Origin of the sequence: Allohoeflea poritis, from assembly GCF_027889715.1 — a bacterium.
In the GTDB taxonomy this organism is placed as follows: domain Bacteria; phylum Pseudomonadota; class Alphaproteobacteria; order Rhizobiales; family Rhizobiaceae; genus Hoeflea_A; species Hoeflea_A poritis.
In genome coordinates this window covers 68,788-87,982 of sequence record NZ_JAPJZH010000002.1, presented here as the reverse complement: position 1 = coordinate 87,982, position 19,195 = coordinate 68,788, and the positions used below count along the sequence as shown (strand labels likewise).

Annotated in this window: 16 protein-coding genes; 13 read left to right on the top strand and 3 right to left on the bottom strand. The window is 62.7% G+C overall.

Annotation, left to right across the window (positions count from 1 at the left end; genetic code table 11):
* The first annotated feature begins 73 nt into the window (after positions 1–73).
* The 3 genes from OOZ53_RS03465 to OOZ53_RS03455 all read left to right on the top strand — a co-directional run bounded on the left by OOZ53_RS03465 (position 74) and on the right by OOZ53_RS03455 (position 3,427).
* Positions 74–1,111, top strand: a complete 1,038-nt coding sequence (locus OOZ53_RS03465; RefSeq protein ID WP_271087921.1) for a transporter substrate-binding domain-containing protein — start codon at positions 74–76, stop codon at positions 1,109–1,111.
* A gap of 66 nt (positions 1,112–1,177) precedes the next feature.
* Positions 1,178–2,317, top strand: coding sequence for an ABC transporter permease subunit (locus tag OOZ53_RS03460; protein ID WP_271087920.1), 1,140 nt, complete (start codon positions 1,178–1,180; stop codon positions 2,315–2,317).
* On the top strand, positions 2,318–3,427 hold the full coding sequence (locus tag OOZ53_RS03455) for an amino acid ABC transporter permease (protein WP_271087919.1): 1,110 nt from the start codon (positions 2,318–2,320) through the stop codon (positions 3,425–3,427).
* Positions 3,428–3,439: 12 nt separating this feature from the next.
* Here the strand turns inward: OOZ53_RS03455 and OOZ53_RS03450 are convergent, their stop codons facing one another.
* Both OOZ53_RS03450 and metC read right to left on the bottom strand, forming a co-directional pair.
* Complete coding sequence (locus OOZ53_RS03450) at positions 3,440–4,075, bottom strand: VOC family protein (RefSeq protein WP_271087918.1); 636 nt, start codon at positions 4,073–4,075, stop codon at positions 3,440–3,442.
* Positions 4,076–4,077: 2 nt separating this feature from the next.
* The gene (gene metC, locus OOZ53_RS03445) at positions 4,078–5,268 is read right to left on the bottom strand and encodes a cystathionine beta-lyase (RefSeq protein ID WP_271087917.1); all 1,191 of its coding nucleotides are present in this window, start codon (positions 5,266–5,268) and stop codon (positions 4,078–4,080) included.
* A gap of 106 nt (positions 5,269–5,374) precedes the next feature.
* Here metC and OOZ53_RS03440 point away from each other — a divergent pair, with 106 nt between their 5' ends.
* Positions 5,375–7,684: a molybdopterin-dependent oxidoreductase gene (locus OOZ53_RS03440; protein ID WP_271087916.1), complete on the top strand. Its 2,310-nt coding sequence runs from the start codon at positions 5,375–5,377 to the stop codon at positions 7,682–7,684.
* A 16-nt stretch (positions 7,685–7,700) separates the two neighbouring features.
* Positions 7,701–8,483, top strand: coding sequence for an IclR family transcriptional regulator (locus OOZ53_RS03435; RefSeq protein WP_271087915.1), 783 nt, complete (start codon positions 7,701–7,703; stop codon positions 8,481–8,483).
* A gap of 17 nt (positions 8,484–8,500) precedes the next feature.
* Here the strand turns inward: OOZ53_RS03435 and OOZ53_RS03430 are convergent, their stop codons facing one another.
* Entirely contained in the window at positions 8,501–8,902 is a 402-nt protein-coding gene (locus OOZ53_RS03430) for a rhodanese-like domain-containing protein (RefSeq protein ID WP_271087914.1), read from the bottom strand.
* A gap of 114 nt (positions 8,903–9,016) precedes the next feature.
* Here OOZ53_RS03430 and OOZ53_RS03425 point away from each other — a divergent pair, with 114 nt between their 5' ends.
* The 8 genes from OOZ53_RS03425 to dusA all read left to right on the top strand — a co-directional run bounded on the left by OOZ53_RS03425 (position 9,017) and on the right by dusA (position 19,121).
* Complete coding sequence (locus OOZ53_RS03425; protein ID WP_271087913.1) at positions 9,017–10,291, top strand: NAD(P)/FAD-dependent oxidoreductase; 1,275 nt, start codon at positions 9,017–9,019, stop codon at positions 10,289–10,291.
* Positions 10,292–10,295: 4 nt separating this feature from the next.
* Positions 10,296–12,377, top strand: coding sequence for a hydantoinase/oxoprolinase family protein (locus tag OOZ53_RS03420; RefSeq protein WP_271087912.1), 2,082 nt, complete (start codon positions 10,296–10,298; stop codon positions 12,375–12,377).
* Positions 12,378–12,381: 4 nt separating this feature from the next.
* Positions 12,382–14,028 carry a hydantoinase B/oxoprolinase family protein gene (locus OOZ53_RS03415; protein WP_271087911.1) on the top strand — a complete coding sequence of 549 codons (1,647 nt, stop codon included), beginning with the start codon at positions 12,382–12,384 and terminating at the stop codon, positions 14,026–14,028.
* Between the two features lie 12 nt (positions 14,029–14,040).
* Positions 14,041–14,793, top strand: coding sequence for an SDR family NAD(P)-dependent oxidoreductase (locus OOZ53_RS03410; RefSeq protein ID WP_271087910.1), 753 nt, complete (start codon positions 14,041–14,043; stop codon positions 14,791–14,793).
* 7 nt (positions 14,794–14,800) lie between these two features.
* Entirely contained in the window at positions 14,801–16,708 is a 1,908-nt protein-coding gene (locus tag OOZ53_RS03405) for a propionyl-CoA synthetase (protein WP_271087909.1), read from the top strand.
* Between the two features lie 9 nt (positions 16,709–16,717).
* On the top strand, positions 16,718–17,062 hold the full coding sequence (locus OOZ53_RS03400) for a RidA family protein (protein ID WP_271087908.1): 345 nt from the start codon (positions 16,718–16,720) through the stop codon (positions 17,060–17,062).
* Positions 17,063–17,074: 12 nt separating this feature from the next.
* The gene (locus tag OOZ53_RS03395) at positions 17,075–17,818 is read left to right on the top strand and encodes an amino acid ABC transporter ATP-binding protein (RefSeq protein WP_271087907.1); all 744 of its coding nucleotides are present in this window, start codon (positions 17,075–17,077) and stop codon (positions 17,816–17,818) included.
* Between the two features lie 298 nt (positions 17,819–18,116).
* Positions 18,117–19,121, top strand: coding sequence for a tRNA dihydrouridine(20/20a) synthase DusA (gene dusA / locus OOZ53_RS03390; RefSeq protein WP_271087906.1), 1,005 nt, complete (start codon positions 18,117–18,119; stop codon positions 19,119–19,121).
* Positions 19,122–19,195 lie beyond the last annotated feature (74 nt).

Sequence of the window (19,195 nt, the reverse complement as noted above, 5' to 3'; positions counted from 1 at the left end):
AACACCAAAACCCGGCCATTCTCAATACTGGAACATGTGTGCTGAATATCAGAACAAATACTGGGAGAATGCGATGCTCAAAACCATAGGAAAATTCGCCGTCGCCGCATTGGCAGCTTCGGTACCCGTCCTGGCCGGCGCTGCCGATCCGTCGCCGACAACACAGAAGATCATCGATCGGGGCACGCTCTTGTGTACCGGTCACAACGGCAGCTTCTTCGGATTTGTCGAGGTCAATGATCGCAATGAGTGGAAAGGGCTGGACATCGATATGTGCCGGGGTCTTGCCACGGCGATCCTTGGCGATCCCGACAAGGCCCAGATCGTTCCGCTCAGCTGGGCGCAGCGTTTTCCGGCGCTCCAGTCGGGCGATGTGGACCTGATCATCAAGGCAACGACCTGGACGATGGGCCGGGACACCGAGCTGGGCCTGCAATTCTCGATCCCGTATTTTCTTGGCGCCGCCCAATTCATGGCCCATGCCGATCTTGGGGTGACGGAGGCTGCTGAACTGGATGGCGGCACGATCTGCGTTGAGGCCGGTACGACCATCGAACGCATTGCCGGTGATTTCCTCAGCTCGAACAATATCGAGCACACGATGGTGTCCTACGAGAAGGGTGCGGAACTGCGGGCCGCCTATCTGGCAAAACGCTGTGACGCATTTGCCGGCTGGGGTCCCAATCTGGCGGTGATCCGGGCCACCGAGGTCGATGATTCCGAGGCGCATGTAATCCTTTCGGACCAGCTCTCGACCGACCCGATCTCTGCCGCCATGCGCCAGGGCGATGAGGAGTTCGTCGATCTGGTCAACTATCTGATCGCGGCCCTGATCAAGGCGGAGGAGTTGGGTATTACCAGCGAGAACGTCGACGAGATCGCGGCGAATCCGCCATCCACGACCGTCGCGCGGCTGCTCGGCGCGGATCCCGGCATAGGTGAACGGCTCGGCCTTCGCGATAGCTGGGCGCGCGAGGTCATTGCCGAGATCGGCAATTTCGGCCAGATGTATGACCGCAACCTGGGCAAGGATTCGCCTTACAAGCTCGATCGAGGCTTGAACGCGCTGTGGAAGGACGGCGGCGTTCTTTATACGCCGATCATCGACTGATCCGCACGGCCCCGCGCTGGTGCAGGCGCGGGGCCGCACTCTCCAACTCAAGATCCGGTGGGGCCGATGGCTGCCGCAACAGCGCAATCCCGCAAAACGGCGCAGGTCCGGCGTTTGCTGATCCAGGCCGTGATCGTGATTGCCATCATGGTGATCATCTGGAGCACCTATACGACCGCGCAGACCAATCTGAATGCGCTGGGCATCACCGGCGGTTACGCTTTCCTCGAACGCGCCACGGGATGGAGCTATTCGTTTTCGCTGCTGCCGCGTTCCGTCGATGACACCTATCTGCGCACACTAACGATCGGTTTCATCAACACGCTGTTTCTTGGCTCCCTGTGCATTGTGCTTTCGACCGTGCTCGGCTTTGTCATCGGCAGCATCCGCGATACGTCCAACCTGGCGCTGCAGACCATCGCGAGCGCCTATGTGCAGCTTTTCCGCAATCTTCCGCTCATCCTTCAACTGGTCTTCTGGTATGCAGTGTTCATCCATTTGCCGGGGCCGCGGCAGGCCCACACGCTGGGCGACATCGCCTTCTTTTCCAATCGCGGGCTGATGCTGCCGGCGCTGAATCTTTCGGGCGAGATCGCTTTGATCCTGCTGCTCGGTTCGATCCTGCTGGGTGTCATCGTGCTGCTGGTGCGGATCTCGGTGGCGCGGGCGCTTGTCATCTGGGCGTCCGGAACCGCGATCGCGATTGCCGTTTGTCTGCTGATATTCGTGCCGCAGGGTGAGTCGATCGTCTCCGTGCCCGCCCTGAAGGGGTTGCGCTTTTTGGGCGGCATGCAGATGACCATCGAGCTCGTCGCCATGATCGTCGCCATCGTGCTTTACAGCTCGGCCTATATTGCCGAGGTGGTGCGCGGCGGCCTTGCGGAGGTTCCGAAAGGCCTGATCGAGGCGGGCCAGGCGCTCGGTCTCAGCGGCCGGACGATATGGAGCCGTATCAAGCTGCCGATGGCGCTGCGCAGCATCGTGCCGCCCCTGGGCAATCAGTGGATCTTCGTCATGAAGGCGACCACGATCGGCGTGGCGATCGGCTTCAGCGACTTGTTCATGATCGTCTCGACCTCGTTGACGCAGACCGGCCAGACGCTGGAACTGATTGCCATTCTCATGGGTTGCTTCCTGCTGATCAATTTCGCCTTGGCGCAATTGGTCGACCTTATCAACCGTCGCATGCAATTGAAGGCTCACTGAATGGCTGTCGTCAGCGCCTCCGATACCTCAACGGAAATGGTCAAAGCGCCCAGCCGCATGAGCCGCTTCATCCGGATGCTGCAACGCCGGGCGTTTGCGACGCCGGCGGACACGGCCATTTCCGTCATGGTTTTCGGTTTGCTGCTCTACATTCTGTGGCTTGCCGTTGACTGGGCGTTGGTGCGCGCGGTCTGGTCGGCACAGGCGGTGGATCAGTGCAAGGTCGACGGGGCAGGGGCGTGCTGGTCCGTGATCGACGCGCGCCACCGCCTGATCCTGTTCGGCCTCTATCCCTTTGAAGAGCACTGGCGATCGACAGCCGCATGCATCTCGATCATCGCCACCGTGGTCCTGTCTTGCGTGCCGGCCTTCTGGTCGGCGCGTCGTCTGATCCCGTTGTGGATCGTCGGTTTCGCTGCCTATTACCTCTTGATGGAAGGCAGCCTGATCGGCCTGCCGCAGGTGACAACCGACCAGTGGGGTGGCCTGTCGCTGACGCTTTTCCTGTTCTCCTCCGTCGTCCTGCTCGGCATGCCGATGGGCTTGGGGCTTGCGCTGATGCGCCGGTCGAAGATGCCGGTGGTGCGGCTGACGGCGACGCTGATCATCGATTTCGTGCGGTCTCTGCCTTTGCTGACAACGCTTTTCACTGCCGCCGTCATCCTGCCGATCCTGCTTCCGGAATGGCTGCAGGGCGACAAGATCTGGCGCGTCATCCTCGCCTTCGCGCTCTTCTTCGCCTGTTATCAGGCCGAGGTCTTCCGGGGCGGGTTTCAGGCCATTCCGAAAGGCCAGTGGGAGGCGGGAAAGGCGCTCGGCCTCAGCCAATGGACGGTCCTGTTCGATATTGTCCTGCCGCAGGTGTTCCGTCACGCGCTGCCGGCGACCATCAACATGGTCGTGCTCACTTTCAAGGAGACGGCCATCGTCATCATCATCGGCTTCTTCGAGATGCTGGCCTCGGCAGGCGCCGCCTTCGGTACCGGCGAGTGGGCGCCCTATTACCTGGAGGTCTACGCCTTCGTCGGCCTCATCTACTGGGTCTTCATCTTCTCGCTCGGCCAGTACGGCGAATATCTGAAAAACCGCATGAAGGTGGATCGCCGCTGACGATTTAGGGTGTCAGTCGATAACCACCAATCCGTTCGGCGTTTCCAGCGTGAAGGCCAGCGCCCGGTCGCCTTCCTCGATCTGCGCCAGATGGGCGATCGAAAGCGTCTCGAACACGGTGCGCAACCTGCCCGGATCGGGGTGAGTCAGGTTGACGGTCTTCAGCCGCACGCCCAGATCCTGCTGCCCCGCTGACGGGTGCGGCCCGGGCGACCATTCGATGAAGGCCGGGACCAATCCGCCCTCGGGGAGCGACCCGTCACGCGGTACGGTCAGACGCCATGTGCGGTCGCCGCGCCTGAAGTCGACCACCTCGCCAAGGTCGATCGGGCTGGCCGCCAGCACGCCGTCGAGATCGTCGGTGTTGACCACCCAGCATAGCGCGCGCGGTCGCTCTTCGAGGCGCGTTCGCGTCTCCGAATCATCGAGCGTGAACCAGCGTACCCGGCCCGGGTCAGGGGCGTCGGGGTCGATGGCGATCAACTCGAGGAAACTCTCATTGCCGGCCTGCATGACACAATTATGGGTGCTCATCGCGTCATGTTTCGAGCCTGCGGGCACCTCGACGCCCAGGGCCTCGCGCATGGCCGCAACGCCCTGGTCCAAACTGGCGGCGCCGATGGCGAAGTGGTCGATCCGGTTGTGCATGATTACGCCTCCAGTCCGGTGTTCATCAGCGGCAGCGCCGCGTCAAGGTCATCGATCAGGCTTTGCGTGTCCTCAAGCCCGATGTTGAAACGGATCAGGGGCCCAGGCTCGTCCCACCGCTGCGCGGTGCGCACCGGCCTGACCGGCAGGACGAGGCTCTCATAACCGCCCCAGCTCACGCCGATGCCGAAATGGCGCAGCGCGTCGACAAAGGCCCGCACATCATCATCCGCGCAGGGGTGGAAGATGACGCCGAAGAGGCCCGCCGCCCCGCTATAGTCGCGTTTCCAGAATTCGTGGCCGGGGCAGCTCTCAAAGGCCGGGTGAAGCAATCGTTTGACCTGCGGTTGTCCGGCGAACCAGTCGGCGATCCGCCGCCCTGCCGCGTCGATCGCCTTCATGCGTACATCGAGCGTGCGCAGGCCGCGCAGAACGAGCATGACCTCCTGTCCGCCGGTCTTGTCGCCGACGGCCATGACGTGTTTGCGGATGCGCATCGCAAGATCGGCGTCCGAACATGCGACAACGCCCAGCATGCAGTCGGAATGACCGCTGATATATTTGGATGCGGAATAGACGAGCACATCGACGCCGAGCGACAGCGGCCGGCAGAAGACCGGCGTCGCCCAGGTGCCGTCGAAGACGCTTGTCACGCCATGCGCCCTGCAGGCCTCGGCGATCGCCGGCGCGTCGCAGACCTCGAATGTGCCTGAGCCCGGCGCCTCGAACATGATCGCGGCCGTATTGGGCCGGAACAGCGCGGAAATCCGGCCGCCGATCATCGGATCGAAATATTCGACCTCGACATTCTGCCCGGCCAGAACACCGTCGCAGAAGGCTCGCGTGTTGCCGTAGACATTGTCGGCGACGAGCAAGTGGGTGCCGGGCGCCGTCAGCGCCATGAGGGTCAGCGTGATGGCCGCAACACCCGATGAGGTCAAGGTGACGGCGGATGCGCCCTCAAGCGTTGCCAGTGCCGTTTCCAGCTTGAAACTGGCCGCGTTGCCGTAGCGATTGTAATAGAGTGTGCCGGACCGATAGCGCTCGGCGCGGGCAGCCTCGAATGCCGCCAGAGTGTCGAACACCATGGTTGAGCCAAGCTCGACCGGCATGTTGACGTGGCGCCCCTCGACCCGGTCCGGCCGGCCTGCTCGAACGAGAGAGTCTTTGATTTCCCTATCGGTTTCTGCCATAGGGCAACGTCCCCTCCCGAGTTTGAATCGATGATGACAGGCATCGTCTTTTGTGTCAATATACGGAATAAATGTGCCGAATATCAATACAATCAACTCAGGAAACATGGTCAAGAATCTGACATCCAGCCATTGGGGGCCGGGCATTGTCTCCGTGAACGACGGTCGCATCGTCGACGTCGCGGCCCACCCGGATGATCCGTCGGGCTCGGCGATCAACGGCAATATCGCCGGCAGTCTGAATGGGCGGGCGCGGATTCTGCGCCCGGCGATCCGCAAAGGTTGGCTCGAAGGTGACCCGGGTACGCCGCGCGGCGAGCGCGGCAGGGATGTTTTCGTTGAGGTGTCCTGGGACGAGGCGCTTGACCGCCTGGCGGTCGAGATCGAACGGGTGCGCAATGTCTACGGCAACGAGGCCATCTTCGCCGGCTCCTACGGCTGGGCCAGCGCCGGCCGGTTCCACCACGCGCAAAGCCAGCTCAAACGATTTTTGAACACCGTTGGCGGTTTTGTGCGCTCAGAAGGCAATTACAGCTATCAGGCCGCCCTGGTTCTGATGCCGCACATCGTCATGAACTACCGTGAACAGGTGGCTCAGGCGACGCGATGGCCGGTGATCGCACAACATGCCGATCTGGTCGTCATGTTCGGCGGTGTCGCGCCGCGCAACATGCAGGTCAGCGATGGCGGACTATCGCGCCACCGGGGCTATGACAATCTGCGCGCCTGTGCGAATGCCGGCGTCCGGTTCGTCAACCTCAGCCCATTGCGCAGCGACGGCATGCCGGAGTTGAACGCCGAATGGTTGTCCCCGCAGCCGGGTTCCGATACCGCCGTGATGATGGGTCTGGCGCATACGCTTTTGGCTGAGGGTTTGCACGACCGGGCGTTTCTCGATCGCTACACGGTCGGCTTCGACCGCTTTGCCGCTTACCTGACCGGCGAGACCGACGGCACGCCCAAAAATGCCGACTGGGCCGAGCAAAAATCGGGCATTGCAGCCAACCGCATTCGCGATCTTGCCCGCCGGATGGCGGGCGGCCGGACGATGATTGCGACTGCTGCCGGCTTGCAGCGGGCCGATTATGGGGAGCAGCCGCTATGGATGACGGTGACGCTCGCCGCCATGCTTGGCCAGATCGGCCTGCCAGGTGGCGGTTACACGGTCGGCTACGGCGTCAACGGCAATATCGGCAATATGGAACGTCTGTTCGCCTGGGGAAGCTTTCCACAGGGCCGGAATCCGGTGGACGACTTCATCCCCGTCGCCATGACAAGCGAGATGCTGCTCAATCCGGGTGGCGGCTACCGGTTCGACGGTTCGGAAAGGATCTTTCCCGACATTCGCATGGTCTGGTGGGCCGGCGGCAATCCGTTCCACCACCATCAGGATCTCAACCGGCTGCGCGCGGCGTTCCAGAAGCCCGAGACGATCATCGTCAACGAGATGAACTGGACCGCCACCGCGCGCCATGCCGACATCGTCCTGCCGGTTGCCGCGCCGCAGGAGCGCCTGGACTTCGGCGGCGGCAAGTCCGACAACGGGCTCATTCCCATGCCGGCGCTGGTGCCGCCGCCGGGCGAGGCGCGCAGCGAATATGAGACATTTGCCGAGTTGGCCGCGCGGCTGGGTACCCGGGCGGCGTTTACCGAAGGCAAATCCACCGAAGACTGGTTGCGCGCGATGTGGGCGGTTACCCGCCGGAACGGTGCCGATACCGGGGTCGAATTGCCGGACTGGGACGCATTCATCTCCGGCGATTTGATCCAGGTCCCCGACCCGTCGCCAGAGCAGGTCTTTCTGGCCGATTTTCGTGCCGATCCCGACGCCAACCCCCTGCCGACGCCGAGCGGCCGGATCGAAATCTACAGCGAGACCATTGCCGGTTTCGGCCTCGATGATTGTCCGGGTCATGCGACGTGGCGCGCGCCGCGCGATGTCGCCGACGGCCTGGCGGATGCCTATCCGCTGTACCTCATCTCCGGTCAGCCGGGCACGCGGCTGCACAGCCAACTCGACAATGGCGCCTACAGTCGCAGCATGAAGATCGAGGGCCGTGAGCCGGTGCTGGTGCACCCCGATGACGCTGCAGCCCGGGACATCGTCGATGGTGATGTGGTCGAACTGTTCAACGCGCGCGGTCGCTGTCTTGCCGGCGCGCGGGTGACCGATGATGTCGCCAAGGGCTGTGTCTTTCTGTGGACCGGAGCCTGGTACGACCCCGATTTCGATGCGGAGCATCACCGCGATCGCCATGGCAACCCCAATGTTCTGACCCACGATTTGCGAACGTCATCCCTGGCGCAGGGACCGGCCGCGCATTCCGCGCTTGTGCAGATGCGCCGGTTTGACGAACCGGTTCCGGAGGTGACGGTTTTCGATCCGCCGACATTTGTGGCAAAAGGGGATCGATGAATCGGGAGGGAATTTCTTGGCGGATAGTGTAGATGGGCGCAAGACAGATGCGCCGAAACTGGATTCCACCCTTTCAAAGGGGCTTATGATCCTGGAAACGCTCACCGCGCACCGCGGTGGGAAAGGCGTTACGGAACTGTCCAAGGAACTCGGCCTGACCAAGTCGAACACATTTCGCCTGCTGCAGACGCTCTGCGCACTCGGCTATGTAAGAAACAATCGGGACAAAACCTATTCGGCCACGCTCAAAACATGGCAGATCGGGCGGGCCGGCGTCGAAAATCTCAATTTGCGCGAGGTCTCCCGGCCCGCAATGCAGCATCTGGCCAACGAGACGGGGGAAGTGATCTATCTGGCTGTCCCCGAACATCTGCAGATCGTCTATATCGACAAGATCGACAGTTCGGACCCGATCCGGTCCTGGAATCCGATCGGAGGCAGCGCGCCCATCCATTGTGTCGGGACCGGCAAGGCCATTCTGGCTGCCAATTACGGAACGCTGCGCGATACGGTGAAACACAATCTGGTGCGCTATACCGACCGGACGATCACGGATATCGAGGCGCTCGACGCGGACATCGCACTGACGCGCAAGCGCGGCTATGCCTTCGATACCGGCGAGTTTCGCGAACGGGGCTTGAGTTTCGGCGCTGCGCTCACGCTGCCCGCGGGTGAGGCCGTTGCGGCAATCGGTATCTCCATTCCCCGCCGCAAGCTGATGGATGGAACCGAGGAGCGGCTTGGCGGGCTGGTCGCCGATGCCGCCCAGAGTGTGTCACAGCGGCTGAAGCTGCTCTGACCTGCGCGCGGTGCCGGTCAGTCTTTCTTTTCCGGGAACGTCACCGGACCGCCCTGTTCGGCCCAGGTGGAAAAGCCTTCGCGCAAATGCGCTGCCTTGAAACCCATGTCATTGAGCGTTGCGACCGTCAGGGCCGACCGCCAGCCCGATGCGCAGTGGAAGACGAAGGTCTTGTCCTGGCCGAAGACCTCCTTGAAGTAGGGACTTTCGGGGTCGACCCAGAATTCGATCATGCCGCGTGGCGCATGGAAGCTGCCGGGGATGAAGCCCGAACGCTGGCGCTCGCGTATGTCGCGGATGTCGACAATGACCAGGTCGGGATCGTCCAACCGTCCGATGAGGTCTTTCGTCTCGATTTCCTTAATGCGCGCGCGGGCGGATTCGACCATGGCGGCGGCCGTTGTCTTCAATTTGGTCATGGGTCACTGTTCTGATATATGAAACATGTATTTCGAATATTGACACAAACGGCACCTTAGGGCAACAGTTGCGGACACATCGAAATGCCGATGCGAGACAGGAGCACAAGTCACATGTCGCGAGACGGGGCGATCTCATTGTGGGATCTATCATCGCAGGAAAGCGACTTTCAAGGCGACTTCACCGCCGCGGGTACAGTGGATGTGGCCATTGTCGGCGGCGGTTATACGGGCCTGTCGACCGCGCTTCATTGCGCGCAGAAGGGTTTGTCGGCCCATGTGCTTGAAGCCGAGCAGGTCGGCTTTGGCGGATCGGGACGCAATGTCGGCCTGGTCAATGCCGCCGCCTGGTTGCCGCCGCAGGAAGTGCGCAAGGTGCTGGGCGATGAAGACGGCAGTCGTTTTGTAAGCGAGTTCAGCCGCGCGCCCGACTATGTTTTCTCCCTCATCGAGCAACATCAGATCCGCTGCGAGGCGACACGCACCGGAACCATCCATGCCGCCCACGGACCGGCCGGCTTCAACGAATTGAGCGGCCGGAAGGCGGAATGGGACCGTCTTGGCGAACCTGTTGATCTTCTCTCGCGCGAGGAGGTCAGCAAGCTCATCGGATCGGACTTCTTTCACGGCGGCCTGGTGGATCACCGCGCCGGCACGATCAACCCGATGGGCTATTGTCGTGGCCTTGCCCGTGCCGCAAGGGGCGCGGGTGCCGAAATCAGCACCGGCACCAGGGTCACGAAGCTTGCGCGGGATGTCGACCTTTGGCGGGTTTCGACCGATCGCGGCGATCTGTCGGCCAGGGCGGTGGTTTTGGGCACAAATGCCTATACCGACGAATTGTGGCCGGGCCTCAAGCGGAGTTTCACGCTGATCCACTACTTCCAGCTTGCAACAAAGCCGCTCGGTCCGGACGCGGCGCATATCCTGCAGCAGCGCCAGGGGCTGTGGGATACGGGCAGGATCATGTTCAGCCTGCGCCGGGACGCCAATGACCGGTTGATCATCGGCTCGATGGGTACCGTGATCGGCAGTTTCAACAAGGGCCTGTCGCATCGATGGGCGAAGAAACGGATCGCCCGCATCTTTCCGTCGCTTGGTCCGGTGGCGTTCGAGGAGGCCTGGCACGGACGCATTGCCATGACGCCGGATCATTTGCCGCGCGTCCATCAACTGGCCGATAATCTCTATACGCCGATCGGCTACAATGGCCGCGGCATCACCACCGGCACCATCTTCGGCCGTGCCATGGCCGACCTTTTGGCAGGCGAGGGAGCGGACACGCTTCCATTGCCCATGAGCGGTGTCAGCACCGTCTCGAACGGTCCGCTCATGTCGCGCTTCTACCAGATGGCATTTACCGCCAACCAGATTATCAGGAGCGTCTGAGCCGATGGTCGATCGTTCGCTCCGGGTCGGTGTCGATATCGGCGGCACCTTCACCGATGTCGCGCTTGAGCATGCCGGCGGCCTTGCCACCGCCAAGGTGCTGACCGACTACGCCGAACCCGAACGGGCGATCCTGGACGGAATTGCGAGGGCCGCTGCTTCGGCAGGCGTTGCCGTTGAAGACATCGGGCAGGTCATTCACGGCACGACGCTGGTTACAAATGCGCTCATCGAACGGCGCGGTGCGAAACTGGCCTTCATAACCACCGAAGGCTTTCGCGATGTGATCGAGATGCGCTCGGAAAACCGCTTCGAGCAATATGACCTCAATCTGGAACTGCCCAAGCCGCTCGTGCCCCGCAAGGATCGGTTCACGGTCGCAGAACGTGTCGGCCATGATGGCGAGGTGCTGCTTGCGCTCGATCCGGAGGAGGCGGAAGCGCTGGCCTTGCGTATCGCCTCCGCCGGTTACGAGGCCGTTGCCATCGGCTTCCTGCATGCCTACGCGAACGATGGCCACGAGCAGTTGATGGAAGCGGCGCTGCGCCGGCACGCGCCGGATCTGTCGATTTCGCTCTCTTCGGTCGTTTCGCCGCAGATGCGCGAACTGCCGCGCTTCAATACGGTCATTGCGAACGCCTATGTGCGGCCCCAGGTCGCCGTCTATCTGAGCCGTCTGGTTGCACGGCTGCGTGATGCCGGCATCGGCGCGCCGGTCTTCATGCTGCATTCTGGCGGCGGGCTCATCTCGGTGGAAACGGCGGCCGAGCAACCCGTGCGCCTGCTGGAGTCCGGGCCTGCGGGCGGTGCGATCTTCGCCGCGGACTTCGCCCGCATGCACGGGCTCGAAAAGGTGTTGTCGTTCGACATGGGTGGTACCACCGCCAAGATATGCCTGATCGAGGGCGGTGAGCCTAAAACGGCCAACACATTCGAAGTGGCGCGGACCTACAGGTTCAAGAAGGGCTCGGGAATGGTGGTTTCGACACCGGTCGTCGAAATGGTCGAGATCGGCGCGGGCGGCGGCTCCATTGCTTCGATCGACGCCATGGGCCGCATTCAGGTGGGGCCGCGCTCGGCGGCCTCCGAACCGGGACCGGCCTGCTATCAGCGCGGCGGCGAGGAGCCGACGGTCACGGACGCCAATCTGCTTCTGGGACGGCTGGATCCGGACAATTTTGCCGGTGGCGCCATTCCACTTTCGACCGCATCGGCCACCGCTGCCGTCGATAGCCGGCTCGCCACGCCGCTCGACCTGCCAGGCGGCGATGCCGCTTTCGGCATCACGGAGATGGTCGATGAAAACATGGCCAACGCGGCGCGGGTCCACACGGTGGAGAACGGCCGCGACATCGAGCATTTCACCATGATTGCCTTCGGCGGCGGGGCGCCGCTGCACGCCTGCCGCCTGTGCGAGAAACTGGGCATTGATGCGCTTCTCGTCCCGCCGGGCGCCGGTGTCGGCTCGGCCATCGGCTTTTTGAAGGCGCCGTTCAGCTACGAGGCGACAAAGGGCCTGTTTCAGCGCCTTGACGCTTTCGATGCCGATGCGGTCAATGCCGCCCTGGAGGCGCTTGAAGGCGAGGCGACGACCTTTGTGAAGGCAGGTGCGCGCGATGCCGCGACGGCGACGCGGCTGACAGCCTTCATGCGCTATTCCGGCCAGGGCTGGGAGATCCCGGTGCCGCTGGAGCACCGGCGCTTCACGGCCGCCGATATCGCGCCGATAACCGATGCGTTCGAGGCTGCCTATCGGACCCTGTTCGGGCGGACCATTGACGGTCTTTCCATCGAGATCACCAACTGGTCGCTCGTGGTCGGCTCGGTCTTGCCGCCGGTGGCCGAGGTCGGGCGATCACCGGAAGCGGGCACGGAGGCGCCCTGGCGGAAGCGCAGTTTCTATGACGCCGCACAGCGCAAGGACGTTGAGGCGCGCGAGGTTGAGCGTTCGGCAATGGCGCCAGGTGTCGTTGTCGAGGGTCCGGCGGTGATCGTCGAGGATGAAACCTCGACCATCGTCACAGCGGCATTTCGCGCCATCGGGCAGAGTGACGGCAGCCTGTTGCTGACGCGCAAGGAGGGCTGAAGCGATGGCACCGACATCCATCGACTATCAGATCATGTGGAACCGGCTCATCGCCGTGGTCGAAGAGCAGGCGACAACGCTGATCCGCACCGCCTTCTCAACGTCGGTGCGTGAGGCGGGCGATCTGTCGGCGGGCCTGTTCGACCGCAGGGGCCGCATGATCGCGCAAGCCGTGACCGGCACGCCCGGCCATGTCAATGCGATGGCCGAAAGCGTGACGCATTTTGCGCGCGAGATCGGCGCGCAGAACATTTTCGAGGGCGATGTCTTCATCACCAACGATCCCTGGCTTGGAACCGGCCATCTGCACGATTTCACCGTGGTCACGCCGGTCTTCCGGGGCGGGCTGCATATCGGCTTCTTTGCCTGCACCGCGCATGTGGTCGATATTGGCGGGCGCGGATTCGGACCCGACGGCAACGAGGTCTATGAGGAAGGCCTGCTGGTCCCGATCATGAAGTTTGCCGAGCGCGGCACGGTCAGCGATGTGCTGTTGCGCATCGTGCGGGCCAATGTGCGCGAGCCCGACCAGGTGGTGGGCGACATGTATTCGCTGGCCGCCTGCAACGAGATCGGAGACCGCCGGCTGCAGACCATGCTGGACGAGTTCGGCATTGACGATCTGGACGGGCTTTCGGATTTCATCATCGAGACCAGCCGAAAGGCGACGCATGCGGCCATCGCCTCGGTTCCCGCCGGGACCTATCGCAACACAATGGACGTCGACGGCTATGACGCACCGGTGACCATGGCGGTGACGCTAACCGTCGAGGGCGACCGGCTGAAAGCCGATTTCGCGGGCACATCGGGCATGAGCCGTTTCGGCGTCAACGTGCCGGAAGTCTATACGCGCGCCTATGCCTGCTACGGGTTGAAATGCGCCATCGCGCCACGGGTTCCCAACAATACCGGCTCGCTGGAGCCGTTCGAGATCACCGCGCCGGAGGGCTCGATCCTTGCCGCCAAACGCCCGGCGCCGGTTTCGGTGCGCCACGTGCTGGGCCATCTTGTGCCGGATGTGGTGCTTGGCGCGTTGCATCAGGCGATGCCGGATACGGTGCCGGCTGAAGGCGCCAGTGCGCTCTGGAACATTCAGATATCCGCGCGGCCGAGCGATCCCGATAGCGGCCTGCCCAACCGGGAGGTGCTGATGTTCAATTCCGGCGGCACCGGCGCGCGGCCATGCGCCGACGGCCTGTCGGCCACTGCGTTTCCTTCCGGCGTTTCGACGATGAGCATGGAAGCCACCGAACATGTCGGCCCCATCACGGTCTGGCGCAAGGATTTGCGCGAGGGCTCCGGCGGGGCAGGGGCGCTGCGCGGCGGGCTCGGGCAGACGATCGAGATCGAGCCGCGCGCGGACTATGATTTCTGGTTCAACGCCATGTTCGACCGGGTGAAAAACGCGGCGCGCGGTCGCGCGGGCGGCGGGCCGGGCGGCGCGGGTCGGGTCGAGTTGGCCGACGGCACGCCTTTGAACGCCAAGGGCAGGCAACTGGTTCGCAACGGGAAGCGCCTGCGGCTGAGCCTGCCGGGCGGGGGCGGTTATGGCGATCCGAAAAGACGCGACCGGGCGCGAGTCGCCGCCGATCTGGAAGCGGGCATGATCACGCCGGAACAGGCGAAGGTCGACTATGGCTATGACGATTAGGGGAAGACGCAGATGACGGAAAAACCACTGGCGTTGATCACCGGCGCCGCACAGGGCATCGGCTATGCCTGCGCCGAGGCCCTTGCGGAAGACGGCGCGCGCATCATCCTTGCCGATATCAATGGCGATGGCGTTCGGGCAGCCGCCGAAAAACTCGGCCGCGGAACCGTCGGCATGGTCTGCGACATGGGCGACATGGACCAGATCAACGCCATGTTCGACCGGATCGAGGCCGAGCACGGGACGGTCGAAATCCTCGTCAACAATGCCGGCGTCGCCATGCCGGGCGATTTTCTCTCCTATGATCTAGCCGCGTTTCAACGCGTTCTGGACATCAATCTGCGCGGGGTCTTCCTGGCGATCCAGCGGGCGGCCAACGCCATGATCGCGGCCGGGATCGAAGGTGCCATCGTCAACATGTCGTCGATCAATGCACAGGTGGCAATCCCCGCAATTCCGGCCTATTGCGCCTCCAAGGGCGGGGTCATGCAATTGACCAAGGCTGCGGCGCTCGCGCTCGCGCCGCACAATATCCGCGTCAATGCGGTGGGGCCGGGCTCCATCGACACCGAGATGATGGCCGGCGTCAACGCCAACCCGGAAGCGATGAAAATGGTCATGTCGCGTACGCCGCTCAAGCGCGTCGGGACTCCCCGCGAGATCGGCGATGTCGTGGCGTTCCTCTCCAGCAGGAAGGCCAGTTACGTTACCGGCGAGACGATCTATGTGGATGGCGGCCGCATCGGCATGAACTACACATGCTGAGGCGGTCATGACATCGCTTTATTCGAAAACCTATGCGGACTGGAAAGCCGATCCGGTTGCCTTCTGGGGCGGGGCGGCAAAGGCGGTCGACTGGATCGAGCCGGCTGAAAAGATCTTCGACCCGGATGCGGGCGCTTACGGGCGCTGGTTTGCCGGCGCTGTATGCAATACGTGCTTCAACTGTGTCGACCGGCATGTGGAAGCAGGGCACGGATCACGGACGGCGCTGATCTACGACAGCCCCGTCACCGACACCGTTGCGACCTTTTCCTATGACGATCTTCTGGCGCAGGTGAGCGCGCTCGCTCATGTCCTTCGGGCGCAGGGGGTGGGCAAGGGCGACCGGGTGATCATTTACATGCCCATGGTGCCCGAGGCGATCTTCGCCATGCTTGCCTGCGCGCGCCTGGGGGCGATCCATTCCGTGGTCTTTGGCGGCTTTGCGGCGCGTGAACTGGCGACGCGCATCGACGATGCGGCGCCCGTATTCATCATCTCGGCCTCCTGCGGCATCGAGCCGAACCGTGTTGTCGCCTACAAGCCGCTTCTCGATGAAGCCATCGACATGGCCTCGGCCAAGCCGCGAGGCTGCCTGATCTTGCAACGCGCCGCGCTTTCTTGCGACATGGTGCCCGGACGCGATGTCGACTATGCCGAGGCGGTCGGCGCGGCGCTTGCCACCGGCGCCGGAACCGAGTGCGTGCCGGTCCTGGCCACGGACCCGCTCTACATCCTTTATACGTCCGGCACGACCGGCCAGCCCAAGGGTGTCGTGCGCGACAATGGCGGCCACATGGTGGCGCTCAAATGGACCATGGAACACCATTACGGCGTCCGGCCCGGCGAAGCCTTCTGGGCGGCGTCCGATGTGGGTTGGGTCGTGGGCCACTCCTATATCTGCTATGCGCCGCTGCTGCATGGCTGCGCCACGGTTCTGTATGAGGGAAAACCGGTGGGCACGCCCGATGCGGGTGCGTTCTGGCGGGTTATCGCCGACCACAATGTTGTCGCACTTTTCACCGCGCCCACTGCTTTTCGCGCCATCAAGAAGGAAGATCCGGAGGGTGCGCTGATCGCCGACTATGACCTGAGCGCATTCCGCACGCTGTTTCTGGCTGGCGAGCGCTCCGATCCGGCGACCATCGCGTGGGCGCAGGCCAATCTGGACCGGCCGGTGGTCGATCATTGGTGGCAGACCGAAACGGGCTGGCCCATGTCCGGCAATCCGGTCGGTCTCGGTCTGATGCCGGTCAAGCCCGGATCGCCGGGCGTGCCCATGCCCGGCTACGATATCGACGTGCTCGACGATGCCGGTCATCCGGTGCCGCGCGGCACGCTCGGCAACATCGTTTGCCGGCTTCCGCTGCCGCCATCCGGCTTTCCGATGTTGTGGAATGCCGAGGAGCGCTTCCGTCAGGCCTATCTGGACGAGTTCCCCGGTTATTATGCGACATCCGACGCCGGGATCATGGACGAAGACGGCTATGTCTTTATCATGGCGCGCACCGACGACATCATCAATGTCGCCGGGCACCGGCTCTCCACCGGCGCCATGGAGGAAGTCATTGCCGGCCATCCCGATATTGCCGAATGCGCCGTTATCGGCAGGGCCGATGCGCTGAAAGGACAGTTGCCCATCGGCTTCTTCGTTACCAATGCCGGAGTCGATCGCGGCGAATCGGAGCTTGAGCGGGAACTGGTGGCGCTGGTGCGCGAAAAGATCGGGCCGGTTGCCGCGTTCAAAACGGCAATGGCGGTTCCCGGATTGCCAAAGACACGATCGGGCAAGGTGGTGCGCGGGACCATGCAGAAGATCGCCGATGGTGCGGACTGGCAAATGCCGGCCACGATCGACGATCCCGCGAGCCTTGAAGACATTGCCGCGGCGCTGAAGACCCGCGGTCTTACAGGATAGGATGAACAAATGATAGAACGCCTGCACACCGGCCAGCGCATGAGCAAGATCGTCAAGCACAATGGCGTTGCCTATCTGTGCGGGCAGGTCGGCGACGGCGAGACGGTCGCCGAGCAGACCGCGGACTGCCTGGCGCGGGTCGACGCGCTCCTGCTGGAGGCGGGCTCGGACCGCGAGCACATTCTGCAGGCCATCGTCTGGCTGGCGGACATGGCGGATTTTGCCGAGATGAATGCTGTCTGGGATGCCTGGGTACCGGAGGGGCACGCTCCGGCCCGCGCCTGCGGCGAAGCGAAGCTCGCCCGGCAGGCGCTGAAGGTCGAGATCATCGTCACGGCAGCAATCAAGGAATGAGGAAACGATGCGATGGGTGACGTTCCGGCCATAGCCATGCGCAAAGTGAACAAGTTTTACGGCAATCACCATGCCCTGCGCGATGTCACATTGTCGGTGGCCAAAGGCGAAAAAATGGTCGTGTGCGGGCCGTCGGGCTCAGGCAAATCGACCATGATCCGGACAATCAACCAGCTTGAGGAACATCAGTCCGGCACGATCGAGATCGACGGCGAGGAGATCTGGGCGGAGTCTCCGAACATGGATGCGGTCCGCCGCAAGGTCTCGATGGTGTTTCAGCACTTCAACCTGTTTCCGCATATGACCGTTCTCGAAAACTGCACGCTGGCGCCGATCCGCACCAGGAAGGCGACGCCGTCGGAGGCCGTGGATCTGGCCATGGCTTATCTGTCACGGGTCCAGATAGCCGATCAGGCGCACAAGCATCCCGCGCAACTTTCCGGCGGGCAGCAGCAACGCGTGGCGATTGCCAGGTCGCTTTGCATGCAGCCGGACATCATGCTGTTCGATGAACCGACTTCGGCGCTCGATCCCGAAATGATCGGCGAGGTGCTCGATGTCATGGTATCGCTGGCGGGCGAGGGCATGACCATGGTTTGCGTGACCCATGAAATGGGTTTTGCCCGCAAGGTCGCCGACCGCGTGGTGTTCATGGATGCCGGGCAGGTTGTCGAGCAGAATGACCTCGAGACCTTCTTTACCAATCCGCAAAACGACCGCGCCAAGGAGTTCCTGGACCAGGTGCTCAGCCACTAAACTCTCGTGCCGTGCGGCATTCCGATGATCTGTTCAGATGTGTCTCTGTTCCAGCTCTAATCCTTCTCCTTCAAGAGTTCGAATTAAGCCGGAATCCAACAGACAGCGTGGACGGCTTACCGGAACCCAGGTCAGCAAATTTGGTCTCTCCAGTTGCCTTCTTTGGTGCGTGCCGCGGTCGCATGGGCTGTGCTGTGCCTATATTCCGCGCAAAATCCGTGCACTAACGGATCAAAACAGGTACTAATCCGTAGCTGAACCACAATCGGCTACGCTGTTCCTTCTTGACCTTGTTGAAATGTATCATAAGACATTGAAAGAAAAAGAAAAAATCTTCGCCGTCGCGCCCATGATGGATTGGACGGACAGGCATTGCCGTTTCCTTCACCGGCTGCTGACCAGGCGGGCGCTGCTTTATACGGAGATGGTGGTTGCCGATGCCGTGATCCATGGCGACCGGGAAAAGCTGATCGGTTTCGATCCGGTCGAGCATCCGGTGGCGCTGCAGCTCGGCGGCTCCGAGCCGGACAAGCTGGTCGCCGCCGGCCGCATCGCGGCAGATATGGGCTATGACGAGATCAATCTGAATGTCGGCTGCCCGTCGGACCGGGTGAAATCGGGCCGTTTCGGCGCCTGCCTGATGCGCGAGCCGGCGCTGGTCGCCGATTGTGTCGCCGCGATGAAGGCGGCTCTGCCGGTTCCGGTTACAGTCAAATGCCGTATCGGCGTCGATGATCAGGATCCCGAGGAGGCGCTGAGCACAATGGCTGCGGGTGTTTTCGCCGCCGGTGCGGATGCGTTGTGGGTGCATGCGCGCAAGGCCTGGCTGCAGGGGCTGAGTCCCAAGGAAAACCGTGATATTCCGCCGCTGGACTATGATCGGGTGTTTCGATTGAAGCAGGAATTTCCAAATCATTTCATCGGCATAAACGGTGGAATTGAGGATCTGAATCATGCGCTGGAGCTGTCGCGGCCGGTGGACGGCGTCATGCTGGGGCGCGCCGCCTATCACAATACCGGCCTGCTGGTCGACGTGGATCGGCTGTTCTACGGAGCCACGGAACCGGCAATCGGCTGGATTGCCGTTCGGGACGCCATGATGGCCTATGCCGAACGCACCATGGGGCAGGGCGGCCGGCTCATACATGTGACCCGCCATATGGTGGGGCTCTTCCACGGGATGCCGGGCGCACGGCGCTACCGGCAGATCCTTTCCGACGATGCGCGCCGCGACGATGCCGGTGTCGCGGTGATTGCGGAAGCCTTTGCCGCCGTGCGGCCGCGCGAGCCGCTTGTCGCCTGACGGTTGAGACCGATCAAGCGCTTGTTATTGCTTGCCACTTGATGATGAACGGCTAGTTTGGTCAAACAGGTGCT

Bases quoted from the DNA above. Each gene is read 5' to 3' on its own strand.
- OOZ53_RS03465 (WP_271087921.1), top strand. From the start codon at position 74: ATGCTCAAAACCATAGGAAAATTCGCCGTCGCCGCATTGGCAGCTTCG.
- OOZ53_RS03460 (WP_271087920.1), top strand. From the start codon at position 1,178: ATGGCTGCCGCAACAGCGCAATCCCGCAAAACGGCGCAGGTCCGGCGT.
- OOZ53_RS03455 (WP_271087919.1), top strand. From the start codon at position 2,318: ATGGCTGTCGTCAGCGCCTCCGATACCTCAACGGAAATGGTCAAAGCG.
- OOZ53_RS03450 (WP_271087918.1), bottom strand. From the start codon at position 4,075: ATGCACAACCGGATCGACCACTTCGCCATCGGCGCCGCCAGTTTGGAC.
- metC (WP_271087917.1), bottom strand. From the start codon at position 5,268: ATGGCAGAAACCGATAGGGAAATCAAAGACTCTCTCGTTCGAGCAGGC.
- OOZ53_RS03440 (WP_271087916.1), top strand. From the start codon at position 5,375: ATGGTCAAGAATCTGACATCCAGCCATTGGGGGCCGGGCATTGTCTCC.
- OOZ53_RS03430 (WP_271087914.1), bottom strand. From the start codon at position 8,902: ATGACCAAATTGAAGACAACGGCCGCCGCCATGGTCGAATCCGCCCGC.
- OOZ53_RS03425 (WP_271087913.1), top strand. From the start codon at position 9,017: ATGTCGCGAGACGGGGCGATCTCATTGTGGGATCTATCATCGCAGGAA.
- OOZ53_RS03420 (WP_271087912.1), top strand. From the start codon at position 10,296: ATGGTCGATCGTTCGCTCCGGGTCGGTGTCGATATCGGCGGCACCTTC.
- OOZ53_RS03415 (WP_271087911.1), top strand. From the start codon at position 12,382: ATGGCACCGACATCCATCGACTATCAGATCATGTGGAACCGGCTCATC.
- OOZ53_RS03410 (WP_271087910.1), top strand. From the start codon at position 14,041: ATGACGGAAAAACCACTGGCGTTGATCACCGGCGCCGCACAGGGCATC.
- OOZ53_RS03405 (WP_271087909.1), top strand. From the start codon at position 14,801: ATGACATCGCTTTATTCGAAAACCTATGCGGACTGGAAAGCCGATCCG.
- OOZ53_RS03400 (WP_271087908.1), top strand. From the start codon at position 16,718: ATGATAGAACGCCTGCACACCGGCCAGCGCATGAGCAAGATCGTCAAG.
- OOZ53_RS03395 (WP_271087907.1), top strand. From the start codon at position 17,075: ATGGGTGACGTTCCGGCCATAGCCATGCGCAAAGTGAACAAGTTTTAC.
- dusA (WP_271087906.1), top strand. From the start codon at position 18,117: ATGTATCATAAGACATTGAAAGAAAAAGAAAAAATCTTCGCCGTCGCG.